The sequence below is a fragment of the Microvirga sp. GN3 genome (genome assembly GCF_055792825.1).
Genome location: NZ_JBVVAK010000001.1, coordinates 173,956 through 194,248, shown reverse-complemented (window position 1 = coordinate 194,248; position 20,293 = coordinate 173,956). Strand labels below are relative to the sequence as shown.

At 61.1% G+C, this 20,293-nt stretch carries 21 protein-coding genes and 1 pseudogene; 12 read left to right on the top strand and 10 right to left on the bottom strand.

What is annotated here, in order from left to right; translation table 11 throughout:
* Positions 1 to 6: 6 nt before the first annotated feature.
* Positions 7 to 1,014 carry a glycosyltransferase family 4 protein gene (locus ACS5Q1_RS00870; RefSeq protein ID WP_473096420.1) on the bottom strand — a complete coding sequence of 336 codons (1,008 nt, stop codon included), beginning with the start codon at positions 1,012 to 1,014 and terminating at the stop codon, positions 7 to 9.
* Positions 1,014 to 1,826 carry a UDP-2,3-diacylglucosamine diphosphatase gene (locus tag ACS5Q1_RS00865; protein ID WP_473096419.1) on the bottom strand — a complete coding sequence of 271 codons (813 nt, stop codon included), beginning with the start codon at positions 1,824 to 1,826 and terminating at the stop codon, positions 1,014 to 1,016. The genes ACS5Q1_RS00870 and ACS5Q1_RS00865 overlap by 1 nt, the downstream gene beginning before the upstream one ends.
* 319 nt (positions 1,827 to 2,145) lie before the next feature.
* Here ACS5Q1_RS00865 and ACS5Q1_RS00860 point away from each other — a divergent pair, with 319 nt between their 5' ends.
* The 3 genes from ACS5Q1_RS00860 (at position 2,146) to ACS5Q1_RS00850 (ending at position 4,175) form a co-directional block, all read left to right on the top strand.
* Positions 2,146 to 2,403 (top strand): CBU_0592 family membrane protein, encoded by a 258-nt coding sequence (locus tag ACS5Q1_RS00860; protein WP_203443265.1) that lies wholly within the window; start codon positions 2,146 to 2,148, stop codon positions 2,401 to 2,403.
* Between the two features lie 115 nt (positions 2,404 to 2,518).
* Positions 2,519 to 3,451, top strand: a complete 933-nt coding sequence (locus ACS5Q1_RS00855; RefSeq protein WP_473096418.1) for a DMT family transporter — start codon at positions 2,519 to 2,521, stop codon at positions 3,449 to 3,451.
* 106 nt (positions 3,452 to 3,557) lie between these two features.
* Positions 3,558 to 4,175: a helix-turn-helix domain-containing protein gene (locus ACS5Q1_RS00850; RefSeq protein WP_473096417.1), complete on the top strand. Its 618-nt coding sequence runs from the start codon at positions 3,558 to 3,560 to the stop codon at positions 4,173 to 4,175.
* Between the two features lie 25 nt (positions 4,176 to 4,200).
* Here ACS5Q1_RS00850 and ACS5Q1_RS00845 read toward each other — a convergent pair whose 3' ends face one another.
* The 6 genes from ACS5Q1_RS00845 to uraH form a co-directional block, all read right to left on the bottom strand.
* A complete protein-coding gene (locus tag ACS5Q1_RS00845) occupies positions 4,201 to 5,151 on the bottom strand; it encodes a c-type cytochrome (RefSeq protein ID WP_473096416.1) in 951 nt (316 codons plus the stop codon).
* Positions 5,152 to 5,210: 59 nt separating this feature from the next.
* A complete protein-coding gene (locus ACS5Q1_RS00840; RefSeq protein ID WP_203443261.1) occupies positions 5,211 to 5,648 on the bottom strand; it encodes a c-type cytochrome in 438 nt (145 codons plus the stop codon).
* Between the two features lie 136 nt (positions 5,649 to 5,784).
* On the bottom strand, positions 5,785 to 6,102 hold the full coding sequence (locus ACS5Q1_RS00835) for a rhodanese-like domain-containing protein (protein WP_473096415.1): 318 nt from the start codon (positions 6,100 to 6,102) through the stop codon (positions 5,785 to 5,787).
* Between the two features lie 67 nt (positions 6,103 to 6,169).
* Entirely contained in the window at positions 6,170 to 6,616 is a 447-nt protein-coding gene (lysM, locus tag ACS5Q1_RS00830; RefSeq protein ID WP_473096414.1) for a peptidoglycan-binding protein LysM, read from the bottom strand.
* A gap of 77 nt (positions 6,617 to 6,693) precedes the next feature.
* Positions 6,694 to 8,136, bottom strand: a complete 1,443-nt coding sequence (gene puuE / locus ACS5Q1_RS00825; protein WP_473096413.1) for an allantoinase PuuE — start codon at positions 8,134 to 8,136, stop codon at positions 6,694 to 6,696.
* A gap of 2 nt (positions 8,137 to 8,138) precedes the next feature.
* Positions 8,139 to 8,492 carry a hydroxyisourate hydrolase gene (gene uraH, locus ACS5Q1_RS00820; protein WP_473096412.1) on the bottom strand — a complete coding sequence of 118 codons (354 nt, stop codon included), beginning with the start codon at positions 8,490 to 8,492 and terminating at the stop codon, positions 8,139 to 8,141.
* 206 nt (positions 8,493 to 8,698) lie between these two features.
* Between uraH and ACS5Q1_RS00815 the strand changes: the two genes are divergently transcribed.
* From ACS5Q1_RS00815 to ligD, 8 genes and pseudogenes are all read left to right on the top strand, one after another.
* Positions 8,699 to 9,925, top strand: coding sequence for a urate hydroxylase PuuD (locus ACS5Q1_RS00815; RefSeq protein ID WP_473096411.1), 1,227 nt, complete (start codon positions 8,699 to 8,701; stop codon positions 9,923 to 9,925).
* 45 nt (positions 9,926 to 9,970) lie between these two features.
* Positions 9,971 to 10,405: a GlcG/HbpS family heme-binding protein gene (locus tag ACS5Q1_RS00810; protein ID WP_473096410.1), complete on the top strand. Its 435-nt coding sequence runs from the start codon at positions 9,971 to 9,973 to the stop codon at positions 10,403 to 10,405.
* Between the two features lie 173 nt (positions 10,406 to 10,578).
* The gene (locus ACS5Q1_RS00805; protein ID WP_473096409.1) at positions 10,579 to 12,165 is read left to right on the top strand and encodes a peptide ABC transporter substrate-binding protein; all 1,587 of its coding nucleotides are present in this window, start codon (positions 10,579 to 10,581) and stop codon (positions 12,163 to 12,165) included.
* 85 nt (positions 12,166 to 12,250) lie between these two features.
* A complete protein-coding gene (locus tag ACS5Q1_RS00800) occupies positions 12,251 to 13,171 on the top strand; it encodes an ABC transporter permease subunit (protein WP_473096408.1) in 921 nt (306 codons plus the stop codon).
* Between the two features lie 8 nt (positions 13,172 to 13,179).
* Positions 13,180 to 14,322 (top strand): ABC transporter permease subunit, encoded by a 1,143-nt coding sequence (locus ACS5Q1_RS00795; protein ID WP_473096407.1) that lies wholly within the window; start codon positions 13,180 to 13,182, stop codon positions 14,320 to 14,322.
* 1 nt (position 14,323) lies between these two features.
* Positions 14,324 to 15,958, top strand: coding sequence for an ABC transporter ATP-binding protein (locus ACS5Q1_RS00790; protein ID WP_473096406.1), 1,635 nt, complete (start codon positions 14,324 to 14,326; stop codon positions 15,956 to 15,958).
* A 41-nt stretch (positions 15,959 to 15,999) separates the two neighbouring features.
* Positions 16,000 to 16,638: pseudogene (locus ACS5Q1_RS00785) on the top strand (DNA polymerase ligase N-terminal domain-containing protein); the annotation flags it as partial.
* A 51-nt stretch (positions 16,639 to 16,689) separates the two neighbouring features.
* Positions 16,690 to 17,580 carry a non-homologous end-joining DNA ligase gene (ligD, locus tag ACS5Q1_RS00780; RefSeq protein WP_473096446.1) on the top strand — a complete coding sequence of 297 codons (891 nt, stop codon included), beginning with the start codon at positions 16,690 to 16,692 and terminating at the stop codon, positions 17,578 to 17,580.
* Positions 17,581 to 17,583: 3 nt separating this feature from the next.
* Here ligD and ACS5Q1_RS00775 read toward each other — a convergent pair whose 3' ends face one another.
* Complete coding sequence (locus tag ACS5Q1_RS00775; protein WP_473096405.1) at positions 17,584 to 18,219, bottom strand: glutathione S-transferase family protein; 636 nt, start codon at positions 18,217 to 18,219, stop codon at positions 17,584 to 17,586.
* 139 nt (positions 18,220 to 18,358) lie between these two features.
* On the opposite strand from ACS5Q1_RS00775, the gene ACS5Q1_RS00770 reads away from it, so the two are divergent.
* Positions 18,359 to 19,183: a polyphosphate kinase 2 family protein gene (locus tag ACS5Q1_RS00770; RefSeq protein WP_473096404.1), complete on the top strand. Its 825-nt coding sequence runs from the start codon at positions 18,359 to 18,361 to the stop codon at positions 19,181 to 19,183.
* A gap of 4 nt (positions 19,184 to 19,187) precedes the next feature.
* On the opposite strand, the gene ACS5Q1_RS00765 is transcribed toward ACS5Q1_RS00770, so the two are convergent.
* Entirely contained in the window at positions 19,188 to 20,240 is a 1,053-nt protein-coding gene (locus ACS5Q1_RS00765) for an ElyC/SanA/YdcF family protein (RefSeq protein WP_473096403.1), read from the bottom strand.
* Positions 20,241 to 20,293 lie beyond the last annotated feature (53 nt).

Sequence of the window (20,293 nt, the reverse complement as noted above, 5' to 3'; positions counted from 1 at the left end):
GACAGGCTATTTCTCGGAATGGGCTTTCTCGATATTGGAGAAGAACTGCCTGGCACTTTCGTGCCAGGTGAAAGTCTCGCCATAAGCCCGGCAGCGATCCCTCGGAATATCGAGTGCCGCGAGTGCGGCTTCCCGCAGATCAACGTCGAGAACGCCGCAGCCTGAGGCGCCGATTACGTCCAGCGGACCTGTGACCGGAAAAGCCGCAATCGGCAGGCCGGAGGCCAGCGCCTCGATCAGCACGATGCCGAAGGTATCGGTCAGGCTCGGGAAGACGAAGGCATCCGAGGAGGCATAGACCCGCGCCAGATCCTCGCCCGTGAGAGAGCCGAGAAAGCGGGCTTCCGGGTATTTCCGCTCAAGGTCGATACGTGAGGGGCCGTCGCCGACCACGACCTTGGTCCCCGGAAGATCGAGGCTCAAGAAAGCGTCCAGGTTCTTCTCGACGGCCACTCGCCCGACATAGAGGAAGATGGGCGCAGCCGCGTCCAGGATTCGCTCGTTTCGCGGCCGGAACAGAGTGGTGTCGACACCGCGGGTCCAGCGCATGATGTTCTTGAAGCCACGCCCCGTCAGCTCGCGCTCTAGAGAAGGGGTGCTGACCATCATGGCGCGAGATGCCCGGTGGAATCGCCTGAGCGCCCCATAGGACCATGCCTCGGGGATCTTGGTTCGCGCAGCCACGTATTCCGGAAAACGGGTGTGGTAGCTCGTGGTGAATGCTCGCCCTTGGCGTGCACAGGTCAAGCGCGTGGCGAGCCCGATAGGGCCTTCCGTGGCGATGTGGACATGGGTCGGCCGGATCTCCTCAAGGATTGCGGACAATGACCCGGGCGCGACTAAAGACAGACGGATTTCAGGATAGGTCGGCATGGGAACGGAGCGGAAGCGCTCGGGCGTCAGGAAAACCACCTCCGCGCCAAACCGCGGAGCCTCCTCTGCCATGTGTTCTAAGGATCGCACCACCCCATTGACCTGGGGCCGCCAGGCATCGGTCACGATCAGCAGGCGCATCAGGCCGCCCTCTCGCTGATCTTCGCAGAGACCAGGTTCTGCTCGCTGATCTTTGCCAGCTGAACCTCGGCCCAACGGATCAATTGGAAAGAGCCGTCGTAATGCTCGACCACAGCAGTGCAGGACTCGACCCAATCGCCTGTATTCACATAAGCCACGCCGAACTGATCGTGAATGACGGCGTGGTGGATATGCCCGCAAATCACGCCGTCGGCCTGCTGACGCTGAGCCTCTGCGGCAAGAAGCTCCTCGAACCGGCTAATGAAATTCACCGCATTCTTAACCTTCAGCTTGGCCCAGGATGAGAGCGACCAATAGGTCAGACCAAGCCGCCGGCGCACCATGTTGAGGTAGGTGTTGACGAAGAGGGCTGCCGAGTAAGCGCCGTCGCCCAGAAGAGCCAGCCACCGGGCATGCCGGACCACGAGATCGAACTGATCGCCATGGATCACGAGATAGCGCTTACCATTGGCAGCCTCGTGGACGGCGTAGTCAGCCAGTTCGATGCCACCGAGATTGACACCGATATAGTCGCGCAGGAACTCGTCGTGATTGCCGGGAAGGTAGATGAGGCGGGCCCCCTTTCGGACCTTGCGCAGAAGCTTCTGCACCACATCGTTATGGGCCTGGGGCCAGTACCAACCCGACTTCAGCTTCCAGCCATCGACGATATCGCCGACGAGGTAGATGGTATCCGCGTCATAGACCTTGAGGAATTCCAGCAGAGCGCCAGCCTGGCATCCCTTGGTGCCAAGGTGGAGATCAGACAGGAACAATGTCCGCACCCGAATAGCATTCATGTCCTGAGCCATGGGTCTCCTCGACGAGCTTACCATTCCAGCCAAACCGGATTCGCATCTCGTCCCCATGACGGTTTTTCTGCAGTTTTGTGACCTTGGCAGTAGCCCTTCATTCCTCAGATCAGGCAAAAAGCCCGATTCTAAGACGGATCGATTTGCCACGGCGCATCTTGCACCCCCCAAGAGCCACGCCAGTGAAAAGTAGACCCGGTTTTACGCTCCAAACCATGCGCCAGCGTAAAGAATGATCATCGAATTGATCCCAAGTATGGATTCCACTTTTGGGTTCGATGCTCTAGAGGCTCTGCATCGGATCGGGCGGAGATCGTCGATGAACGTACCTGATTTAGTTGGACTGATCGGAGTTGCAGCCTACCTATCGGCGTATGGGCTGTTGCAATTAGGCACCCTGAAAGTCGAGGATAATCGTTATGCGCTTCTCAATGCATTAGGCGCAGTGCTGATTCTCTATTCATTGCTGTTCGACTTCAATTTAGCGTCCTTCGTGACCCAATCCGCATGGCTGATGCTGACTGCAATCGGCTACATACGCTCTCACATCAAGCGCTCGCGGGCAGTCCAACCCTAAACCTATGCGTCCGACGCGGGGGTTTTCGCACCGATTAGGGGTTCACGGGGCGGCTCGTCCGTGATTGGTTGCGTACCTTCCTTCAAGCGACGCCACCCGTGAAAACCCTCGTCCCGTGAAACCTCTTCTGGGGATCTCCCTCAAAGTCCTCTCCGCCGTCGTCTTCACGATGATGTCGGCGACCCTCAAGACGCTCGCCGCCCGCTATCCCGTCGGAGAGATCGTCTTCTTCCGCTCGGCCTTTGCGCTACTGCCGCTGCTGCTGTGGCTGAAATGGCAGGGGGACCTCATCAACGCCGTGCGGACCAAAAATGTCGTCGGACATTTCAAGCGCGGCTTCATCGGCACGAGCGCCATGTATCTGGGCTTTGCCGCCCTCTCCTACCTCCCTCTCCATGATGCCATCGCCATCGGCTATGCCTCGCCCCTGATCGCCGTGATCCTGGCGGCGCTTCTCCTCAAGGAGACGGTACGCGCCTATCGGTGGACGGCGGTCGGCATCGGCTTCGTCGGCGTCCTGATCATGCTGTCGCCCTACCTGAAGGCCAGCACTTTCGGCGGAGACCTGAATGCAGGACCGACACTCGGCGCCATGCTGGCCTTCGCCGGAGCGTTCTGCTCGGCGGGCGCCATGATCCAGGTAAGGCGCCTGACCCAGACCGAGAAGACCGGCGCCATCGTCTTCTATTTCTTCATCATGGCATCCGGTCTTTCCCTCTGTACCATCGCCCTGGGCTGGCGCATGCCGGATGCCATGGACCTTGCCCTCTTCATTCTCATCGGCATCCTGGGCGGCGTCGGACAAATCCTCGTCACTCAGTCTTACCGCTACGCAGATACCTCGGTGATCGCGCCGTTCGAATACACCACCATGATCTGGGCGCTTCTGTTCGGCTGGTTCATGTTCGACGATCTGCCCACCATGACCGTACTGATCGGCGCGATCATCGTCGCCGCAACGGGCCTCTTCATCGTCTGGCGCGAGCATCGACTCGGGCTCCTGCGAACGAAGGAGCTTCAGGCCACCCCCCAAAGACCAGGGGTCTGAGCCGAAAAGAAAAGGCCGTGGCGTCTCAGGTGCTTGACCCATAGGGTCGATTACCCCACAACCGTTTTGAGGAACGAACGTTCTCTTTTTCAGCACAGAGGCAGTCATGGGCGTCGAGGGCAAAGAACGGAGCCGGGACCTGGAAGCAGGCGCACAGGTTCTCTCCGGTAACATGGGCAAGACGATCCAGCGGCTTCGCAAGGCCTACAACCTCTCCCTATCGGAACTCGCGGAGCAGTCCGGCGTCGCCAAGTCGATCATCAGCCAGATCGAGCGCAACGAGACCAACCCGACGCTCGCCACCATCTGGCGGCTGAGCCAGGCCCTGGACGTCTCGATCGAGCGGGTTCTCGCCTCCGGCGACGAGGAACCCTTCATCGAGAAATCCTCCAAGGCGGACACCCCGATCCTCGTTTCCGAAGATGGCAAGATGCGTCTGGCCATCATCGGCTGGCTCAAAACCATCGAATGGCTGCAATGGTACGATGTGCAGTCCGAGCCGGGCGGCGTGCTCGATTCCGACAGCCACCAGCGCGGCTCGGTGGAGTGCCTGTCCGTCCTGGAGGGAGAGTTCGAGGTCGAGGTCGGCGGCGTGATCCAACAGGCGAAGGCAGGAGAAAGCCTGCGCTACCGCTGCGACCGTCCCCATTCGGTGCGCTGCATCGGCGATGCGCCCGGCCGCGCTACCATGGTCTGCATCCTGAAAGCCGCGGTGATGGATTGAGGCCTGTCCTCAATCCATCCCCAACCTATTCAGGCTTCTTGAAGCCTTGCCGTGGCGGCAGAGCCAGCAGGTACTCAGCCATGGCCTGCCGATCCGCATCGGGAAGCTGCGCCGTATTGGCCACGACAGCCCCCATCGGTCCGCCCACCGTGTCGAAATTCGGTGTCTCGCCAGTTTTCAGCAACGTCGTGAGGTCATCCGCCGTCCACCCCCCGATACCGCTTGGATGAGGGGTGATGTTGGGAACGGTGCTCCTGCCGCCCTCCGGATCGGGCCCGCCGGCGAAGCGCCGATCCTCGATGATGGACCCTGCGGCGTTACGCTCGCTGTGGCACTCGGCGCAATGCCCCGGCCCGTTCACCAGATAGGCTCCCCGATTCAAGCTCGCGGACTGAGATGGGTCCGGCCGGAAGACCTGCCCGTCCAAGAAAGCGAGCTTCCAGAGGCCGAGACCGCGGCGAATATTATAGGGGAAAGGCAGCTCGTGATCGGGAGCGCGCCCATCGACAGGCGCCAGCGTCATGATGAACGCGAAGAGATCTGCAAGATCTTCGGGGCTCATTCGCTGATAGCTCGTATAGGGGAAAGCCGGATAGTAATGGCGGCCATTGGGCGAAACACCCTCGCGCATGGCGCGGACGAAATCAGCCGTGGTCCAGGAGCCGATGCCGTCCTGCTTATGGGGCGAGATATTCGGAATGTGGAATGTGCCGAAGGGAGATTTCAAGGCATACCCGCCGCCGAGCCGCAGCTTATCGGCCTGATTGGGCACCGCATGGCAGGAGGTGCAGCCTCCGGCGAAGAACAAGGTGCGGCCGTTCTCCAGGTTGGGCTGACGTGTCGAACCGGCCGACGTCGCAGGAGAGACCTGGCTGCTGCCGCGGATGAGGGCATAGGCCGCCGGGGAGGTCAGACCCCAGAAGGCCAGCGCCCCAATGATGGCCAGAACCAAAAGACCCACGATCGCCTTACGCATCGCCTCTTCTCCAAATGAAACGGGCGGCCCAGAGGCCGCCCATTCTGAGCCGATTGCCCTTAAGAGCTCTTCTTCCGGAAATCGTTGTGGCAGGCGCCGCAATTCTGAAGCACCTTCGGCAATTCCGTCTTGAAGGAAGCCTCGTCCTTGATCGCTGCTATCGCCGTCTGGGCATCCGTACGGAGCTTTGTCAGGACCGCATCGAACTTCGCCTTGTTTTCCCAGATGGCCGGGAGAGCTTCGGTCTTCTCGGCGCTCTTGGAGCTCTCGGGGAAGAGCGGGGCGGCTTTCTCGGCATTCGCCGCAAGGACCTTAAGGCCAGCCTGGGCCTTAGCCAGGTCGAATGGCTCCTGGCCACGCAGCATGCCGCCAAGTGGACGCGTCTGCGCCCCCATCTCCTTCATGAGACCCTGGCGCTGCTCGACGACATTGCTTTGTGCAATAGCGGCCGTCACTCCGAGCGCCAGAAGGCTGGCGACAAAAATTGTACGCTTCATATTTTCTTTCCCCTCCTGGGTGCGACCGATGGTGTCCCTACGAACCATCGTCAGCGGGCCGGCATTAGCGCACATCTCTTCAAGCTTGAGCACTACACTTTAGAACAAATCTATGTGAGGTGCCCGTGTCGCCCGTTTACTCCACAGGCTCTCCAGCAGCGGCCCAATCCTTGAAACCGCCCTTGTAATGTTCGCGAATGCCCCGACCGGATGCCTGTGCGAATTCGAGGGCTCTCACCGACCGAACGCCGGCCGCGCAGGAAAAGACGATTCGCTTCCCTTCGGGCAGAGCAGACGGATCGAAGGACGAAAGCGGGTGCGAGACGGCCCCCGGAATGTGCCCAGCAGCGAACTCGTGGGGCTCGCGAACGTCGACCAGCACAAACGCCCCTTCGCGAAGCCCCTGCTTGATGGCGTCTCGGTCGAGGTCGATGACTCTTGGCGCTTCACTCATGTAAATCCCTCCCTGCGATGAGGCACTCATACCGGCTTCGCAGGGAGGAGCGCAATCGTATCGCCTCTCAGGCGAGCGGCGGAATCCGCAGCACCCAACCCGGCTGGATCAGATCGGGGTCCTTGACCGGCGGGGAGTTGGCCTTGACGATTTCGGTATATTTCGCGCCCTTACCCTTGCCGTAATGCTTCTCGGCAATCTCCCAGAGGGTGTCGCCTTTCTGGACCGTGTACATGGTCGAGACTGTAGAGGGCTGCTGGACCTTGAGTTCCGAAGTGTCGACCTCGGCCACGCCATAGGTGTTGCCAAGAGAGAGAATGATCTTCTCGGCCTCCTCCTGATTGGCGGCTTGGCCCGAGAGTTTCACCTTGTCGCCTTCGACCTGAATTCCGAGCTTGGTCGCGTCGAACCCGTGGCCCTTGACCTCCTCCTGCAGCTTTTCCGGAGTCGCGGCCGCTGCACTTCCACCAAAGATCTTGGCGCCTGCCTCCTTAATGAATTTGAACAGACCCATGTCATCCTCCTGGTGCTCTGCCTGGCTCACGATGGCCAAGCTGAGATGAAGACGCGCGGTCGTTCCAAGGGTTCCGGTCAGGCCAGGCTTGAGAACACATCGGCCAGTGACGGCAGGCGATCCTTGAGCCGGAGCAGCGCGATCAGCTCGATCTGTTCGATGGCCGTTTCGAATTCTATGTCCTGCTCATGATCCAGCCGCTCCTCGAACGCGGCGAGGATCTCGTCCTTCGAGCGGCCCTTCACCGCCATGATGAAGGGGAAGCCGAATTTTTGCTTGTAGGCATCGTTCAACTTCAGGAAGCGGTCGCGCTCAGCCTCCGTCAGGCTGTCGAGACCCGCGGAGGATTGCTCGTTGCGGGAATCCGCCGTGAGATCGGCAAGCTTCAAGCGCCCGGCGAGATCGGGGTGGGCGTTGATCAGCGCCAGCTTCTGTTCGCGGGTCGCCTCCGAGAGCACCTGGACCATGGCGGCATGTAGCCCCTCCGCCGTGTCCTGCCCTGTCGTCAGCCCGGCATCGAAAGTGCGTTCGGCAATCCAGGGCGAATGCTCGAAGATGTCTCCGAACAGTTCGACGAACGATATCCGGCTCATGCGGCTCGGCTTCAAATCGGCCGGACGATGATGGCGGATCCAGTGGCGCGCAATGTCGATGCGCCTTGCGACCCAGACGTTCTCGTGTGAGGCAACATAATCCAGGAAGCGAGCGAGGGCCGCGGCCCGTCCCGGACGGCCGACGAGGCGGCAATGGAGGCCGACCGACATCATCTTCGGCGCGGTTTCGCCTTCCGCATAGAGCGTGTCGAAGCTGTCCTTCAGATAGGCGAAGAACTGATCGCCCGCATTGAAACCCTGCGGGGTCGCAAAGCGCATGTCATTGGCGTCGAGCGTATAGGGCACGATCAGTTGTTGCCGCTCACTGTGCTGCTCCCAATACGGCATCTCGTCCGCATAAGAGTCGGCGCTATAGAGAAAACCGCCCTCCTCCGCCACGAGGCGGTTGGTATGCTCCGAGGTGCGCCCCGTGTACCAGCCGAGAGGCCGCTCGCCCGTCACTGCCGTGTGGATGCGGATTGCCTCCTTCATGTGCGCCCGCTCCTCTTCCGCCGAGAAGTCCCGGTAGTCGATCCACTTGAGCCCGTGGCTCGCGATCTCCCAATCGGCCTCCTTCATGGCAGCGACTGCCTCTGGATTGCGCATGAGGGCCGTGGCGACGCCATAGACAGTCACAGGCAGGTTGCGCTCCGTGAACATCCGCCACAGGCGCCAGAAGCCGGCGCGGGAGCCGTATTCATAGATCGATTCCATACTCATGTGCCGCTGGCCGAGCCAGGGTTGTGCGCCCACGATCTCCGACAGGAATGCCTCGGATGCCCGGTCGCCATGGAGGATGTTGTTCTCGCCGCCCTCTTCGTAGTTGATCACGAACTGGACGCAGATCCGGGCCCCGTTCGGCCAGCGCGGATGGGGCGGATTGCGGCCATAGCCGACGAGGTCGCGGGGATAGGATGTCTCAGGCAAGGTCAGCTTCCTCGATAGGTGGAATAGCTCCAGGGCGAAACGAGGAGCGGAACGTGATAATGCCCGTCGGGCTCTGCGATTGTGAAACGGATCGGTACGACATCCAGAAATGGCGGATCGGCCGTCGCCGTGCCGAGGGCTCTGAAATAGGCCCCGACCGCGAAGACAAGCTCGTAGGTTCCTGTGTGGAACGCTTCATTGATCATCAAAGGCGCGTCCGTGCGTCCGTCGGCATTGGTTGTCGTCTGCAGGATCGAACGGCGCTGCTCGCCCTCGATGGCGAAAAGCTCAATGGCGATGCCGCGTGCGGGCTTGCCGTTGGCGGTATCCAGAACGTGGGTGGACAGGCGTCCCATGAAACCTCGCGGGTGGAGAACAGCTTCGTTGGCCTTCGGAAATCTTTCGGGCCCGTGTCATGGCGTCAAGCCGCATCCATAAGTCTAGTTGCGGAAATGCCGGTTTTCCGGAACAGGGATCCTGTTGAAAAAGCCCGCAACCGGGCCTTTCGCAAACGGGATCGCGGCCCTAGGGTTACCCATTCCTTCAGCGCTCAAGGGCCTGCATGATCGACCCGCAAATTTCCGAATGGATCAGCCAGATCATCCGCTGGATCCATGTGATTACGGCGATTGCCTGGATCGGCTCGTCTTTTTACTTCATCCATCTGGATCTCAGCCTGAAGAAGCGGGAGGGACTGCCCGAGGGCGTCGGCGGCGAGGCGTGGCAGGTCCATGGCGGCGGGTTCTACAACATGCGCAAGTATCTCGTTGCGCCACCCGAACTGCCCAAGGAACTGACGTGGTTCAAGTGGGAGAGCTATTCCACCTGGATCAGCGGGTTCTTCCTGATCGTCTGGGTTTATTACCTCCACGCCGATCTCTACACCATCGACCCGGCTGTGCGCGCCCTCGCATCCTGGCAGGCGCCCGCCATCGGCATCGGCGGCATCGTGGTGAGCTGGTTCGTCTATGAGGGCCTCTGCCGCTCTCCCTTGGGCAAGAACGGCGTCGTCCTCGGCGTTGCGCTCTTTGTCTACATCCTGCTGGCTGCTTTCGCCTTCACCCAGGTGTTCAACGGCCGCGCCGCCTTTCTCCATACGGGCGCGATGATCGCCACCTGGATGTCGGCAAGCGTTTTCTTCATCATCATCCCGAACCAGAAGAAGGTGGTGGCCGAACTCCGGGCCGGCCGCTCGCCGGATCCGAAGCTCGGCAAGGAAGCCAAACTGCGTTCGACGCACAACAACTACCTGACCCTGCCGGTCATCTTCCTGATGCTGTCGAACCACTACCCGCTGGCGTGGTCGTCGCACTACGCGGTCGCCATCATCGGGCTGATCGTCATCGCGGGCGCGGTCATCAGACACTTCTTCAACTCGCAGCATGCGGGCAAGGGCTCACCCTGGTGGACCTGGGGCGTCGCCGCGGCTTCCGTCGCTCTCGCAATCTGGCTTTCGATCCTTGGCAAACCCGGCAACGCCAACTTGGCGACATCTCCCGCGGATGCGACGCCTCCGGCCGTTACGGCATCCTTCGATGAAGCCGTGCTCGCGATCCAGTCCCGCTGCTCCATGTGCCATGCGGCCGAGCCCGTCTGGGATGGCATCGCCACGGCGCCGAAAGGCGTGCGTCTCGACACGCCGGAGGAGATCGCCCGCCATGCGGAGATCATCCGCATCCAGAGTGTGCTGACCCACGCCATGCCGCCCAACAACATCACCGAGATGACCCTGGACGAGCGCAAGGCTGTGGCAACCTGGCTCGCGGCCAAGGAAACGGCCACTCGCTAAATCCGTGCAGACCGCACCAACAATGACAACCAATGGAGGAATCGAGTGACCGAACTCACCCTTGAAACGGCCCAGAAAATTGCCACCGCCACCCTCAAGACCGCGCGGGAAAAGTCCTTCAAGCCACTTTCCATCGTCGTCTATGACGCCCGCGGCGCCCTCAAGGCGCTCCTGTCGGAGGACGGCACCAGCCTGAAACGGGCCGAGATCGCCATGGGCAAGGCCTATGGTGCCCTGGCGCTCGGGGTCGGCTCCCGCGCTCTTCACAAAATGGCTACCGACCGCCCCTATTTCGTGGCCTCGGCGACCCATGCGGTCGGCGGGCAGCTCGTCCCGGTTCCGGGCGGCGTCCTGATCAAGGATGTCCAAGGCCAAGTTCTCGGGTCCGTGGGCGTCTCCGGGGATACCTCCGACAACGATGAAATCGCCGCGGCCGGCGGGATCGAAGCAGCAGGACTGGTGTTCGATACAGGAGCCTGAGGCTTCTCCACACGACCAAAGTCTTGCTTTTCTTCAAGTTTTATTGTTGCAAGGGATAGTACTGGACATAAACAGTTGATTGATCAACAAATAGGGCAAGGTCACTGCCCTACCGGCTCTGACCGAGATAATTCCAAATACCCTAAGAGAAAACCAGAAAGGGAACGCGTCCAATGTCATCATGGATCAAACGCACGGCTCTCGCTGCCGTCGCCACGGCTGCCCTCATGGGCGCCGCGTCGGCTCAAGTCGTCTACAACCGCGCCAATTCGGGCGAGCCTGAGACGCTCGACACCCACAAGACCTCGACTGTCCAGGAAGCACACATCCTGCGCGACATGCTCGAGGGTCTCGTGACCTATAGCGCCAAGGGTGAAGCCGTCCCCGGCCAGGCCGAGAAGTGGGAAATCAGCGACGACGGCAAGACCTATCGCTTTACGCTTCGTAATGGCCTGAAATGGTCGAACGGCGATCCGGTTACGGCGGAAGACTTCGTCTATTCTTACCGCCGCATCATGGATCCGGCGACCGGCGCGAAATACGCCAATATCCTGTATCCCATCAAGAATGCCGAAAAGATCAACAAGGGCCAGGGCAAGCCCGAGGAACTGGGCGTGAAGGCCGTCGATGCCAAAACCGTCGAGATCACCCTCGAGTCACCGACTCCTTACTTCATCGAGCTGTTGACCCACCAGACCAGCCTGCCCGTCCACAAGGCCTCCGTCGAGAAGTTCGGCAAGGACTTCGTGAAGCCAGGCAACATGGTGACGAACGGCGCTTACAAGCTCGTCGAGTTCGTGCCGAACTCCCACATCAAGCTCGCCAAGAACGAGAACTACTACGACGCCAAGAACGTCCAGATCGACACGGTCAACTACTTCCCGACCCCGGACTTCGCCGCGATGGTCCGTCGCTATGAAGCCGGCGAGCTCGACACCACCGACGACGTGCCGGCCGACCAGATGAAGTCGCTCAAGGAGCGCTTCAAGGATCAGGTCCGCCTCGGCCCGTATCTCGGCACCTGGTACATGGTCGTGAACTCCAATAAGGCTCCGTTCAACGACGTGAAGGTGCGTCAGGCCCTCTCCATGCTGGTTGATCGCGAGTTCATCGCCGAGCAGATCTGGGGCCAGACCATGCAGCCGGGCTACTCGTTCATGCCTCCGGGCGTGGGCAATTACGGTGATCCGGCCTACATGAGCTACAAGGACCAGTCGCCGATCGACCGCGAGGACGCCGCCAAGAAGCTCCTCACCGAGGCTGGCTTCGGCCCCGGCAAGCCGCTGAAGGTCGAGATCCGTTACAACACGACGGACAACAACCGGAACACGGTCATCGCCATCTCCGAGCAGTGGAAGCAGGCCGGCATCGAGACCTCCTTCATCAACACGGACGGCAAGACCCACTTCGCCCACCTGCGTGACGGCGGCGACTTCGACATCGCCCGCTACGGCTGGATCGCCGACTACTCGGATCCGAACAACTTCCTGTTCCTCCTCAAGAGCGACAACAGGGGCTTCAACTACGGCAAGTACAACAATCCGGAGTTCGACAAGCTGCTCGACAGCGCGGCCAAGGAGCTGGATCTGAAGAAGCGCGCCGATATGCTGAAGCAGGCCGAGACGATCCTCATGAAGGACATGCCCTGGATCCCGATCATGTACTACGGCAAAAGCAACCTGATCTCGCCGAAGATCAAGGGCTTCGTGCAGAACACCAGGGGCGTCTATCCGACGCGGTATCTGTCGAAGACACAGTAAAAATAATTCTGATAAAGGGGGCGGTCTGCTTGTCAGGCCGCCCTATTCTTTTACTGTTATGCTGTAGCAGCAGGAGGAGCTTTCCGTGCTCTCCTTCATCTTTCGCCGTTTCCTGTCGGCCATCCCGACCCTCTTCATCATCATCACGATCTCGTTCTTCCTGATCAGGCTCGCCCCAGGCGGCCCATTCGATCTAGAGCGTCCTCTCGAGGCCAAGGTGATGGAGAATCTCAACCGGATCTATCAGCTCGATAAGCCGCTGATCCAGCAATACTGGCTCTATCTGAGCGCCGTCATGCACGGCGATTTCGGTCCGTCCTTCATCTTGCGCGACTTCACCGTCGGAGAGCTCTTTGCGCGCGGCCTGCCGATTTCGATGACGCTCGGCGCGCTAGCCCTCTCCTTCGCGATCATCGTCGGCGGCACCCTCGGTGCCATCGCGGCCTTGCGCCAGAACAGCACGATTGACTACCTGGTCACCGGTATGGGAGCGCTTGGCCTGACCATTCCGAACTTCGTGGTCGCGCCGATCTTCCAGATCGTCTTCGGCTTGACCCTCGCGTGGCTACCCATAGCCGGTTGGGCCAATGGGAACATTCGCAATCTCATTCTCCCGGTGCTGGTGCTGGCCCTACCGCAGATCGCCGTCGTCGCGCGCATGACCCGCGCCGCCATGATCGAGAACCTGCGCTCCAACCATATCCGGACCCTGCGTTCGCTCGGCCTGCCCACGAGGGTGGTCGTCGTTCACGCCCTGCGCGGAGCCGCTCTGCCCGTGGTGTCCTATCTCGGACCCGCAGCAGCAGCTCTGCTCACCGGCTCGGTGGTGGTGGAAACCATCTTCGGTCTGCCGGGCATCGGTCGCTACTTCGTCGAAGGCGCCCTCAACCGTGACTACACGCTCGTCATGGGTACGGTCGTGGTGGTCGCCGTCTTCGTTCTGCTCTTCAACCTCGTGGTCGATATTCTCTACGCCCTTATCGATCCGCGCATTCGCTACGAGTGAGATCTCCCATGGCTGAAGGCGCCGTTCTTCCTGTCGAGACCATGACAGGTCCCATCACCGGACGCTCCCTCTGGGCCGAGGCCCGCGGGCGTCTCATCCGCAACCGCGCTGCGCTGACCAGCATCATCGTGCTGGGCTTGATCGCGCTCGCCTGCATCTTCGGACCGTTCCTTACGGGCCATCCCTTCGACCGGGTCTACCCGGACTATGTGAAGGTGCCCGCAAGCCTTGAGGCCTATCCGAAGGCCGATCAGATCGAGCCGAATATCGAGCGCATCGGTGCCCGCGTCCGCGCGAAGGCCGAGAACATCACCATCGACAACGATGTCGTTCACATGACGCTCGTGAGCTCCAGCAGCCGACCGATCGACGAGCGGCTGCTCGCCTATTTCGAGCGTTCGGACCTGTTCGGCCCTGCCAAGGTCGTCGAGAAACAGCAGGACGGCCAACGGCTCGTCGTCGATGTGCCTCTGAAGCGGCAGTACTTCTTCTTCGGCACCGACACCAATGGACGCGATCTTCTGACACGCACCATGAAGGCGGGTCAGGTTTCGCTCGCCATCGGCTTGCTCGCGACCTTCGTGGCGATCCTCATCGGCGTGATCTATGGCGCGACCTCCGGCTATCTCGGCGGACGCGTCGACCTCGTGATGATGCGCGTCGTCGATATTCTCTACTCGCTGCCCTTCATCTTCTTCGTGATCATGCTGGTCGTGTTCTTCGGCCGCAACTTCGTGCTGATGTTCATTGCGGTCGGCGCGGTCGAGTGGCTCGACATGGCCCGCATCGTTCGTGGACAGACGCTCTCCATCAAGCGGCAGGAATACGTCCAGGCCGCTGAGGCATTGGGCGTCGAAACGAAGGGCATCATTCGTCGCCACGTGATCCCCAATACACTGGGGCCTGTGGTCGTCTATATGACGCTTCTCGTGCCGAAGGTGATCCTTCTGGAGAGCTTCCTCTCCTTCCTCGGCCTCGGCGTCCAGGAGCCGAACACCAGCCTCGGCGTCCTGATTTCCGAAGGCGCCAAGAACATCCAGGGCGCCACCTGGATGCTGATCTATCCCTCCATCACGCTCGTCACGATCCTTTTCTGCCTGAACTTCATCGGCGACGGCTTGCGCGATGCTCTCGACCCGAAGGATCGCTGACATGGCCGAACCCGTTCTTTCCGTCCGCAACCTTCACGTCCGGTTCCGCACCGGCGACGGCATCCTTCATGCGGTGAAGGGCATCGACCTCGATATCAATCCGGGCGAGACCGTCGCCATCGTTGGCGAGTCCGGATCGGGCAAGAGCCAGACCATGATGTCTGTCATGGGACTCCTCGCTTCGAACGGCTGGGCCGAGGGCTCGGTCAAGTATCGCGGCGCAGAGCTTGTGGGTCTCTCTCCCGACAAGCTCAACAACTATCGCGGCTCCAAGCTCACCATGATCTTCCAGGAGCCGATGACCTCGCTCGATCCGCTCTACCGGATCGGGGATCAGCTTGCTCTACCGCTTACCACCCATGGCGGCTTGAGCAAGGCCGAGGCGCGCAAGCGCGCCATCGAGCTTCTGGAGCTCGTCCGCATCCCAGATCCCGCGCGGCGCATCGATGCCTATCCGCACGAGATGTCCGGTGGCCAGCGCCAGCGTGTCATGATCGCCATGGCGCTCGCCAACAATCCGGACGTGCTGATCGCCGACGAGCCGACGACGGCTCTCGACGTGACGGTCCAGGCCCGCATCCTGGAGCTTCTGGCGGATCTGCAGAAGCGGCTCGGCATGTCGATCGTTTTCATCACGCACGATCTCGGCGTCGTGCGCCGCTTTGCCGACCGCACCTATGTGATGAAGCGCGGCGAGGTGGTCGAAAGCGGGGACACAGACGCCATCTTCGCGGCGCCGAAGCACCCCTACACGCAGATGCTCATCGATGCGGAGCCGACCGGCCGCAAGGAGCCTGTCGCAACCACGGCCCCGCTGGTGCTTGATGCGAAGAACATTGCGGTCCAGTTTACGCTCGAAAAGAGCTTCTTCGGCAAGGCAACCCACGTGCTCAAGGCCGTCGACGATGTGAGCCTGAGAGTTCGCGCCGGCGAGACGGTGGGGGTCGTGGGCGAATCCGGCTCCGGCAAATCGACGCTCGGCCGCGCCATCCTGCGCCTGCAGCCGGCCTCCGGTATGGTGCGCTTCGAAGACCGCAACCTCATGCCGCTCGACCGGGGTGGCATGCGCCCCTTGCGACGGCACCTTCAGCTCGTCTTCCAGGATCCTTTCGGCTCCCTCTCGCCGCGCATGACGGCGGGCGAGATCGTGACCGAGGGTCTCCTCGTCCATGAGCCCAGCATCTCCCGCAAGGAGCGCGACCGGCGCGCAGCCCAGGCCTTCGAGGAGGTCCAGCTCGATCAGGCTTGGCGCAACCGCTTCCCGCACGAGTTCTCCGGCGGCCAGCGCCAGCGCATCGCCATTGCCCGTGCCATGATCCTGCATCCGAAGCTCGTGGTTCTCGACGAGCCGACCTCGGCGTTGGATCGGTCGGTTCAGAAGGAAATCGTCGAGCTGCTGCGCAACCTGCAGAAGGCCCACGGCCTCGCCTACATCTTCATCAGCCACGACCTCGCCGTCGTGCGAGCCCTCTCCGACGAGATCATGGTGATGAAGAGCGGCAAGGTGATGGAGCGCGGCACGGCCGAGGAGATCTTCGACCGGCCTCAGGAGGAATATACCCGCGACCTGATCGCAGCGGCCTTCCTGACGGAGCGCAACAAGGCCGAGGCAGCAACCCAGCCCCTCGCCTCATAAGGCTGGAACCAGATTGCCGGGCGTGGATTTGACTCCACGTCATGGCAAAGCTCGCAGCCTATCGCGCCAAGCGCGACTTCACCAAAACCTCCGAGCCGGCGGGCAAGGCCTCCCGCCGGCGGGGAGCGTCCTTCGTTATCCAGAAGCACGACGCCTCGCGCCTGCACTACGATTTCCGTCTGGAGCTCGACGGTGTCCTGAAGAGCTGGGCGGTGGCGAAGGGCCCGAGCCTCGTCAAAGGCGAGAAGCGCCTTGCCGTCCATGTCGAGGATCATCCACTCGATTATGGAGACTTCGAAGGCATCATCCCGGAGGGCCAATATGGCGGCGGTACCGTTCTGCTGTGGGACTGGGGGACATGGGAGCCGGAGGGTGATGCCCGTGAGGGCTACGAGAAGGGCCGCCTCACCTTCCATCTCGATGGCGAGAAGCTGCATGGGACGTGGCATCTCGTCCGCATGGGCAAGCGCCCCCACGAAAGGCAGGAATCCTGGCTTCTGATCAAAGCAGACGATGCCTATGCCCGCATCGAGGACGATCCGGATATACTAGATGAAGCGCCTCTGTCGGTGAAAACCGGACGCTCTCTGGAGGAGATTGCACCGGGCCGCATGGCCAAGAGCTCTGCGAAGCGGAAAGCGCCGACGAAGAAGGCGGCATCGGCCAAACCTGAAAAACCTTCGAAGCGAGGCTCCTCAAAGTCCCAGACATCGGACGGCCGTTCGGCCGACGTGGCCGGTGTGACCCTAACTCATCCGGATCGTGTGCTGTGGGAGGATCAGGGTCTCACCAAGCAGGAACTGGCGGAGTTCTATGTCGGCATCCAGGATTGGCTGTTGCCGCATCTGATCGATCGCCCTCTCACGCTCATCCGCTGTCCCGGAGGAGCGGAAAAGAAATGCTTCGTCCAACGTCACTCCTGGGCGGGCATGAGTTCCTTCATCCACCCGGAGATGGTGCCGGACGGAAAAAGCAAGCTGGAAGTGCTGACCGTTCGCGACATCCAGGGCGTTGTCGCGCTCGTGCAATCGGGCGTGCTGGAAATGCATGTCTGGGGCGCGACGCTGGCCGACCTGGAACGGCCCGACCGGCTTATCTTCGACTTCGATCCCGGAGAAGGCGTGGAATGGCCGCGCGTGATCGAGGGCGCGCTCGCTCTCCGTGAGCGTCTGAAGGGATTGCAGCTGGAAGGCTTCGTGAAGACGACCGGCGGCAAGGGTCTGCATGTGGTTGTGCCGATCAAGCCAAAAGCACCTTGGAAGGATGCCAATGCCTTCACGCGGGAGATCGCCGAGGCCATGGAGGCCGACGAGCCTGATCGCTACACGACCACGTCCGTCAAGCAGGAGCGCGAGGGTCGCATCTTCATCGATTATCTACGCAACAACCGGGAGGCCTCGGCAATCGCGCCCTATTCGTCTCGCTCACGACCCGGCGCTCCCGTGGCGACGCCGGTAGCCTGGGAAGAGCTGTCGTCCGATCTCAAACCCAACGGCTTCACCGTCGAGAATTTGAGCAAGCGCCTTACCGCGCTGAAGCGAGATCCCTGGGCGGGGATGAACAAGGTCGATCAGGTGCTACCCGAGCGCCGCACTGCGAAGCGAACATCGCGAAAAAGGTAAGACTCAGAAGATCGGAGCCTTGATCCCTTCCATCTCGAGCGCCTTCTGCACGGCGGGTCGTGCCAGCACACGCTCGGCGAGGGTGTTCAGGTTCGGAATGCTGCGTGGCGGGCGCGGCATGCCTCGGCCCCAGCGGATCAGCATGAACAGGAAGAGGTCCGCGGCGGAGAAGCGTTCGCCGAGAAGCCATGTCCTGTCGCCGAGCTGTCCAGAGATCACGTCGAACATGCGATTGAGGCGCTGCTCCGCTGCCTGCTTCACGACGGGCGCAGCCGCCTCGTCAGTCACATGCTCATGTGGATAGAACCAGGCGCGATACTCCGCCTGCGGCGTATTCGTGAGATGAATCATCCACTTGTAGAACTCAGCCCGCTCCGCCGTTCCGACGGCGGGGGCGAGGCCCGCATCTGGGAACTTGTCGGCAAGGTGCAAGGCGACAGCCGCCGTTTCGAACAGAACCAAGTCGCCGTCGATCAGAACCGGAATGCGTCCGCTGGGATTGAGCTTGAGATAATCAGGGCTTTTCTGGGCGTTCTGCCCCCGGTCCACGAGACGCAGCTCGAAATCGGCGCCGATTTCCCGCAGCATCATGTGCGGCAGCAGGCTGGCATTGCCGGGATAGTAGTAGAGTGAAAGCATCGTGGCAGCCTCTTCCATTTGGGCTGGTAAAACTCTGGTAAGTCCTGTCAGGACAACCGTAAAGAGTGCATCGGCAACGATCCAAACCTTCCTTTCCCGCCGCTATGCCCTATCGTCCTGAAGGAATGGAGGGTCGGGAATGCCAGATCAGGAAAAGTCCTTATTGGAAAAGCTCTGGGTCGAGCCCGGCGAGAAGTTCCGGCTGAAGGATCGCAACCCGCGGGACAAGTCCCTCTTCGGCGACGAGCTGGAGACGAAGGCCGCCACGGCCGCTCTTGCGAAGGACATCGATACCCTGCAGGACCGGCTCTATGCGGAAGGCTCCCGGGCTCTGCTCGTGATCCTTCAAGGCACGGATACGTCGGGCAAGGACGGCACGATCCGCGGCGTGTTCAATGCGACCGGACCTTTGGGCGTGTCGGTCCACGCCTTCGGTCCGCCCTCGCGACTTGAACTGGCGCACGACTATCTCTGGCGCGTCCATGATGCCTGTCCGAGACGTGGCACCATCGGCATTTTCAACCGGTCCCATTATGAGGACGTTCTGATCGGCAAAGTGCACAAGCTTGCACCGGATAAGATCATCGAGCAGCGCTACGAACAGATCAACGCCTTCGAGAAGATGCTGGTGGAAACCGGCACCACGATCCTCAAGTTCATGCTGCACATTTCAAAGGATGAGCAGGAGGAGAGGCTTCAGGAGCGTCTCGACGATCCGACGAAGCATTGGAAATTTAACCCGGGCGACCTGGAGGACCGGGAGCACTGGGACGATTACCAGGAGGCCTATGAGGTCATGCTCAACCGCTGTTCGACCAGATGGGCCCCCTGGTATGTCATCCCCGCCGACCGGAAATGGGTCCGCAACGCGGCTATCGCGACCATCGTCAAGGCGACCCTCGAGGAGATGGACCCGCAATATCCGAAAGTCTCCTGGAAACCAGAAGACTTCAAGATCGAGTAGACCGCTATTGCTGGATACCCGGATAAGCCCATAGCCCTGAGACCCGCATGAGATCGCGGTAGATCACCATCCTCTCGTCCTTCGAGACTTTGGCGGCCTCCTCAATCGACGGTGCGTCGAGCGCGACAACGGGAAGGATCGGCGCACTGATGTCGTATTGCCGGAAGGCATCCTCAAGCAAAGTGCGAGCGCGGCGCATGTGGCTGGAGCTTGTTACCAGGATGACCGCATCGGCCGTGTGGCGCTTCAGCAGATTGGCGACGTTCAGCACGTTCCCGACCGTATCCTTCGATTTGTCCTCGATCAGGATGCGATCGCGGTCGACGCCTTTTTCGACGAGCCACTTGGTCATGACATCACCCTCCGTGACGCCGGCTTGAGGCTGACCGCCGGTGACCATGATGCGCGCCGTCGGGTTGGCATTGGCGGCCTTCAAGGTGACGTCCAGGCGATCGAGGAGGGGCTTTTCCGCCGTTCCATCCTTGGCCAACGCATAGCCGAGAGCGACGATCATCACGCGGCCCGGAACCGTCGGCGCATCCACGTTCGGACGCTCGGCCATGATAGCCTCGGCGCGGGCGAAGAGCTGGCGATAGGTCTCGGCTCGCGCGCGGTCGAGAGCGGCAAGAGCCTGATCCGTCAAAGCCGCTTCATCGGCCTTGCCCTCGATGCGGGCGAGCGCCGCGAGCCAGGCCTGGGCATCGAAGGAAGACGGGTTCTTGGCGAGGATATCCTCATAGGTCGCGCGAGCACCGGCAAGATTCTTCTGCAGAATCTGGGACGAAGCGACGGCAAAGCGGAAATCGAGACGCTCTGGCGCAAGCGAAGAGGCCTCCGCGAAGGCTTTTTCCACCACATCGTAACGGCCATGCAGGGTGATGCCCTTGAAGACCTCGGCTTCCGCCTTCTTCACGTCCCCACCGGACCAGTAGTATTGCATACCGGTATCAACGAGCGTCTTGATCCGGCCCGTATTGCCCGGGTCGAAGGCATAGGCCGTCACCGACACGGACAATGCGAGGAGAGTGGTTGCGCTGATGGTTGCGAACTGACGCATCTTGAGGGCCTCCATGATTTGGCAGGGCATTCAAGCTGGAGCCGACGACAATC

What these genes read in the sequence shown, in the direction of transcription:
- ACS5Q1_RS00795 (WP_473096407.1), top strand. Translation starts at nt 13,180, where the DNA reads ATGGCTGAAGGCGCCGTTCTTCCTGTCGAGACCATGACAGGTCCCATC.
- ACS5Q1_RS00775 (WP_473096405.1), bottom strand. Translation starts at nt 18,219, where the DNA reads ATGCTTTCACTCTACTACTATCCCGGCAATGCCAGCCTGCTGCCGCAC.
- ACS5Q1_RS00865 (WP_473096419.1), bottom strand. Translation starts at nt 1,826, where the DNA reads ATGGCTCAGGACATGAATGCTATTCGGGTGCGGACATTGTTCCTGTCT.
- ACS5Q1_RS00835 (WP_473096415.1), bottom strand. Translation starts at nt 6,102, where the DNA reads ATGAGTGAAGCGCCAAGAGTCATCGACCTCGACCGAGACGCCATCAAG.
- ACS5Q1_RS00770 (WP_473096404.1), top strand. Translation starts at nt 18,359, where the DNA reads ATGCCAGATCAGGAAAAGTCCTTATTGGAAAAGCTCTGGGTCGAGCCC.
- ACS5Q1_RS00845 (WP_473096416.1), bottom strand. Translation starts at nt 5,151, where the DNA reads ATGCGTAAGGCGATCGTGGGTCTTTTGGTTCTGGCCATCATTGGGGCG.
- ACS5Q1_RS00815 (WP_473096411.1), top strand. Translation starts at nt 8,699, where the DNA reads ATGATCGACCCGCAAATTTCCGAATGGATCAGCCAGATCATCCGCTGG.
- ACS5Q1_RS00765 (WP_473096403.1), bottom strand. Translation starts at nt 20,240, where the DNA reads ATGCGTCAGTTCGCAACCATCAGCGCAACCACTCTCCTCGCATTGTCC.
- ACS5Q1_RS00790 (WP_473096406.1), top strand. Translation starts at nt 14,324, where the DNA reads ATGGCCGAACCCGTTCTTTCCGTCCGCAACCTTCACGTCCGGTTCCGC.
- ACS5Q1_RS00805 (WP_473096409.1), top strand. Translation starts at nt 10,579, where the DNA reads ATGTCATCATGGATCAAACGCACGGCTCTCGCTGCCGTCGCCACGGCT.
- lysM (WP_473096414.1), bottom strand. Translation starts at nt 6,616, where the DNA reads ATGGGTCTGTTCAAATTCATTAAGGAGGCAGGCGCCAAGATCTTTGGT.
- ACS5Q1_RS00870 (WP_473096420.1), bottom strand. Translation starts at nt 1,014, where the DNA reads ATGCGCCTGCTGATCGTGACCGATGCCTGGCGGCCCCAGGTCAATGGG.
- ACS5Q1_RS00850 (WP_473096417.1), top strand. Translation starts at nt 3,558, where the DNA reads ATGGGCGTCGAGGGCAAAGAACGGAGCCGGGACCTGGAAGCAGGCGCA.
- ACS5Q1_RS00840 (WP_203443261.1), bottom strand. Translation starts at nt 5,648, where the DNA reads ATGAAGCGTACAATTTTTGTCGCCAGCCTTCTGGCGCTCGGAGTGACG.
- ACS5Q1_RS00860 (WP_203443265.1), top strand. Translation starts at nt 2,146, where the DNA reads ATGAACGTACCTGATTTAGTTGGACTGATCGGAGTTGCAGCCTACCTA.
- uraH (WP_473096412.1), bottom strand. Translation starts at nt 8,492, where the DNA reads ATGGGACGCCTGTCCACCCACGTTCTGGATACCGCCAACGGCAAGCCC.